The following is a 4,664-nucleotide window of genomic DNA, read 5'->3' on the forward strand; positions in this document are numbered from 1 at the left end:
TATTTTTGCGAAAGCTTGTTTTGGGCATCCCAGCCCAAGCAAGCGGCAAAAACTTAACGCGACCACTAATGCCTTCGGCGCCCCAGACGTCCTGCGTACGTGCCACTTCGCCATTACCATCGTAAACTCGGTGCTGGCTTCGTAACACTCCCTCAAATGACTGGACGGCGTTTTTCGGAATGCCTTTTATTTTGTCTCCACCTACGCTAGCGCTACGATTCCGACAAAACAACGGCCCTACGCCTTCTGGGGACTACCAGCCCTCGCGTTCGCTCTCCATGGCTGGCAGCGACTGAAGCTATAAATACGAAAGACCAAACTCTTTTTGGCCAAAGATAAGAATCTTTTCTTTCTTTGAATGCAGATGCTAACCCAGCGCTGGTTGCACCAGGTAATAAAGATTCAACTGTTTTTTTTAACTCTATGTTTTGCTGTGTAAGATCATTTAAAGTATTAGATTGTATTTTTATTTTTTCTTCTATTTCATCCGAAAAATTTGAAAGTTCAGTTATCTTTTTATAAGTATTTTGAGCTAAATCTTTTATTTCAGAAATAGCAATCTGTTCTTCTTCAGAGGTTGCTCTATATGCCTCTATTACTGTTATTTTAGCTTCTGCTTCGTTTAAATTAGCATCAATGGTTGATACTGCAGTTGAAAATTGTTGATCATATGAAGTTAAATCCTCACTTAAGTTGGTAGAGCTCTCAATAAGGGATATTAACTCTTCCTTTAAGTCTCTCAACTCTGCATGTGTTGGTCTGCTCATGTTTGACCCTTAAAAGTTATTTCACCTGAGAGTAGCTTAGGTAGTAATGCGTCACGAAGTTTGGTTAGAGTCCCTGTCTCTTCAATTAACTTTGAGGATCTTTCATAAAGTGGGTTTATTTGCTCAGAAAACTTTTTTAATACATCATTATCTGGATAGGTGATTTTAATTCTTTTCATATCGGCGACAGTGATATGCCCAAGGCCAGTTGTTTGTTTTTGTTTGGCAGTGCTAATTAGAAGAGGTTTAATCTGTTTAAGTAAGAAGTATGTAAAATTTCTTTGTTGAAGTGAATCGAAATTTAACTTAAATATGTGTTGGTTTAACCAACCTTTACCACCATGCCACTTAAAAACCTCAAGTGAAGTTTCAGGGCTACCAGACCATGAGTAAAGAACGTCACCACTATCAATAAAATATTTAGACTTAATGTCATTAAGCGTAAACTTTGTTCCTGCTGAAATACCTTGCTTTAACTCAGCAATTTTAATTATTGGTAATCCTTCATTCTTATCTGAAAAATCTTTTGCTTTAAACGAGGAGCCATTAATATATTCAGCTGTTTCATATAGTGGCTTTAATTCCCACCCCTTTGGAATAATCCCTAAGTCAGACTCCTGAAACTCATCAGGGAACAATTCTAATATTTCTTTAGACATGCCTAGTTCTTTAGCTATCAAGTCTAAATCACCACCTTCTTGTTTTAATTTTTCTTTGGCTTTTACAGGGTCGAAGTCAACAAACCATGATTTGAAGAGGGCTTGGGCTAATTTTTCTAGGGTTTCGTTGGTTTTGTTATTTAAAATTATTTTTTCATCTAATGATTTAAGAATGCGACTAATTTTTTTGCTTTGTTCGTAATTAACATCGGGACAAGGTAATGATTCAATTAATTTCCCACTAATGTTAGCTTGATTGGCACTACCAGATGAGTTTGATACCAAAAATTCCTGACTAGATTTTAATAAAAATACATAATATAAAAAATCTGAATGGATAGAGTTAATATTTTTTAATATTAAACGACCAACACGCTGATTAATCCATGATTTAGGTTCATTCGCCCAAACTCTAGCAACACGTCCAACAAGAGATTGAGGAGCATTAGGGCCTGATCCAGTCATAGAAATTAATATATCTCCCTCACTAGTGGAGTACGATATGGTTTTATCAGCGATATCTTTAGATATATAAGCTGTGTCTTCATAATCAACTATACCAAAACGAACGTTTTTAATTTTTAAAACCTTAAATCTCCCATTATCTAGGAAATCTTTACTTTTATAAGCAAATCCACCTTGAACTTTTGCATAGCTCCCTATTGTAGAAAGCCTAAACCTCATATCTCAACTCCACAAGATTGGCCTGAATCTCATCCTCTAAGGTTCTACCTTCTTTAAACTGTGCTTCCAACAAAGCAGTTAAACTATCAACTTTTTCTTTAATAGGGATACCATCATCTTCATCTTCAACAGGACTAACATAACGCCCTGGTGTTAACACATAATCGTGTTTTTCCATGTTTTTAAGTTTTGCTGAATAACAAAAACCTGCTTCATCTTGGTAATCATTTCCTTGTTGCCAATTATGAAATGTATCGGCTATTTTTTTAATGTCATCTTGTGCAAAGTAACGTAACACACGATCTTTCATATAACCTATGTTTCGTGCGTCAATAAATAAGGTTTCACCTTGTCGGTTTCGCTTTTTACCTTTTTCTTGTTTGTTTTTAGTTAAAAACCATATGCAGGCAGGAATTTGGGTGTTTGTGAATAATTGTCCTGGAAGTGCGACCATACATTCAATTAAATCATTTTTAATTAAATTTTTTCGGATTTCACCTTCATTTTTTGTTACTGAACTCATGGAGCCATTAGCTAACAATAGGCCCATCGAACCGTTTGGGTTAAGGTGGTATAGCATATGTTGCACCCAGGCAAAGTTTGCATTTCCCTTTGGTGGAATACCTTGTGTCCAACGCTTGTCATCATCAGAACCACCCCATTCAGATTGATTAAACGGAGGATTAGCCATGACGAAATCGGCTCTTAAATCGGGGTGCTGATCGTTATTTAAAGTATCAGAAGGTTCTTTACCTAAATTAAATTCAATTCCTCTGATAACCATATTCATGGCCGCTAACCGCCATGTAGTTGGGTTAGACTCTTGGCCATAAATAGAAACCTGGCCAATTTTTCCACCATGCTCTTCAATAAATTTTTCAGAAGAAATAAAGAAACCACCTGAACCACAGGCAGGGTCATAAACACGACCATTATAAGGTTCAAGGCACTCAACTATTGTTGTTACAATGCTTTTAGGAGTATAAAACTGCCCCCCTCTTTTTCCTTCAGCGCTGGCAAACCCACCTAAAAAATATTCATAAACATGCCCTAAAATGTCTTTAGAGGACATAGTATCGTGATCAAAAGGAATGGTCGCTATCAGGTCAATTAATTGAGCTAATTTATCTGAATCCAGCTGAAGTCTTCCATAATCTTTATTTAAAATATTTTTTAACTTAGGGTTATCTTTTTCAATTGCTTCCATGGCATCATCGAGAAGCTTACCAACCCCTTTGAATTCACCACCCCACGACAAAGATGATCCCAATGCTAATTTAGCTGAATCTTGTAAATTACTCCAACGAGCAGGCTCTGGAACCCAGAACACGTTTACCTCTGTGTAAGCATCGCGATCTTCTAATTCCTCTAACAGTAAGTCTTCATCACTATTTAAGTAGTCCTGGTGATCTGGATTAGTGAAGTCGGCTTTTAGTTCTTCTCTTCTTTGATCAAAAGAGTTGCTAACATATTTTAAAAAAACTAAACCTAATACAACATGTTTATAAACAGCTGCATCAAGGTTGCTTCTCAGTTTATCTGCCGAGTTCCATAGTTTTTTTTCAAGATCGTTGAGGAATTTTTGTTGCTCTTGTTCCATTTTTGTCATTATTTTAAAAAATTTCCTTTAATAATTATTTTTCTATATCTTTAAGAATGGTGTAAATCGTTTGCCGAGTGACATCAAAATGTTTTGCAATATCTGATTTTAATGCCCCGCCGTTAAACATCGTTATTGCCATTTCCTTTTGTTTTTCATCAAGAGCCGAGGGTCTTCCTCCAATTCTTCCTTTTTTTCTAGCAACCTCTAGGCCGGCGATTACTCTATCTTGAATTAATGAACGTTCGAATTCTGCTAATGAACCAAAAATATTAAAAACTAACTTCCCAGTACTGGTTGTTGTATCAATCGCTTCCGTTAATGAAGTGAAACCGATTCCTTTTGTTTCTAACTCATTTACTATTTCCAATAGGTGTTGGAGTGATCGACCAAGCCTATCGAGTCTCCATACAACTAATACATCACCTTTTCTGAGTGATTTAAGGCACTGTTCAAGCTCAGTTCTAGCTCTCTTAGATCCAGAAGCTTTTTCTTCATAAATTGTTTCGCAACCAGCTGCCTTCAACGCGTCTATTTGCAGCGCTGTATCTTGAGATGATGTTGAGACTCTGGCATAACCTATTTTCATGCGCTTACTTTTTTAACATGGGTTTTATTAACTATAGCATGGGATATGTTTTTTAACAGCCTTTTTTAACATTATTTACTATAAATAAGGTCTTGTTAATGGTGATTAGCTGTGTTGATGGCGAGTGTTAAAAATACACTTGTTTTTTTAACTTCGCTAAAAACGTAAGAGTTCCTGTTTGGTGGTGTAGGATTATCCCGGCGATGGCGCGATATCCATACTGAACTACCCTCCCCCATCTTTGTGTTTATAGTAACCTTTTGAATCTTACCATTCAGGCGACTAGAAACTTCATTATTACTTGCGGCCCATTAGGGTCAGAAACCTTTGTATTTTATTATATAAGGATTTCTGCATATAGGTAA

4 protein-coding genes are annotated in these 4,664 nt (G+C 36.4%); all 4 read right to left on the minus strand.

Going from position 1 to position 4,664, the window contains the following annotated elements; translation table 11 throughout:
- Positions 1 to 212: 212 nt before the first annotated feature.
- The 4 genes from CDZ78_RS17420 to CDZ78_RS17435 are packed head-to-tail and all read right to left on the minus strand — an operon-like array spanning position 213 to position 4,299.
- Positions 213 to 767, minus strand: coding sequence for a hypothetical protein (locus CDZ78_RS17420; RefSeq protein WP_087871123.1), 555 nt, complete (start codon positions 765 to 767; stop codon positions 213 to 215).
- A complete protein-coding gene (locus CDZ78_RS17425; protein WP_087871124.1) occupies positions 764 to 2,110 on the minus strand; it encodes a restriction endonuclease subunit S in 1,347 nt (448 codons plus the stop codon). Before CDZ78_RS17425 ends, CDZ78_RS17420 begins: the two co-directional genes overlap by 4 nt.
- Entirely contained in the window at positions 2,100 to 3,710 is a 1,611-nt protein-coding gene (locus tag CDZ78_RS17430; RefSeq protein ID WP_087871126.1) for a class I SAM-dependent DNA methyltransferase, read from the minus strand. Before CDZ78_RS17430 ends, CDZ78_RS17425 begins: the two co-directional genes overlap by 11 nt.
- Before the next feature lie 34 nt (positions 3,711 to 3,744).
- A complete protein-coding gene (locus CDZ78_RS17435; RefSeq protein ID WP_087871125.1) occupies positions 3,745 to 4,299 on the minus strand; it encodes a recombinase family protein in 555 nt (184 codons plus the stop codon).
- Between the last annotated feature and the right edge of the window lie 365 nt (positions 4,300 to 4,664).

Source organism: Bathymodiolus platifrons methanotrophic gill symbiont, from assembly GCF_002189065.1.
GTDB lineage: Bacteria > Pseudomonadota > Gammaproteobacteria > Methylococcales > Methylomonadaceae > Methyloprofundus.

What these genes read in the sequence shown, in the direction of transcription:
- CDZ78_RS17425 (WP_087871124.1), bottom strand. Translation starts at nt 2,110, where the DNA reads ATGAGGTTTAGGCTTTCTACAATAGGGAGCTATGCAAAAGTTCAAGGT.
- CDZ78_RS17435 (WP_087871125.1), bottom strand. Translation starts at nt 4,299, where the DNA reads ATGAAAATAGGTTATGCCAGAGTCTCAACATCATCTCAAGATACAGCG.
- CDZ78_RS17430 (WP_087871126.1), bottom strand. Translation starts at nt 3,710, where the DNA reads ATGGAACAAGAGCAACAAAAATTCCTCAACGATCTTGAAAAAAAACTA.
- CDZ78_RS17420 (WP_087871123.1), bottom strand. Translation starts at nt 767, where the DNA reads ATGAGCAGACCAACACATGCAGAGTTGAGAGACTTAAAGGAAGAGTTA.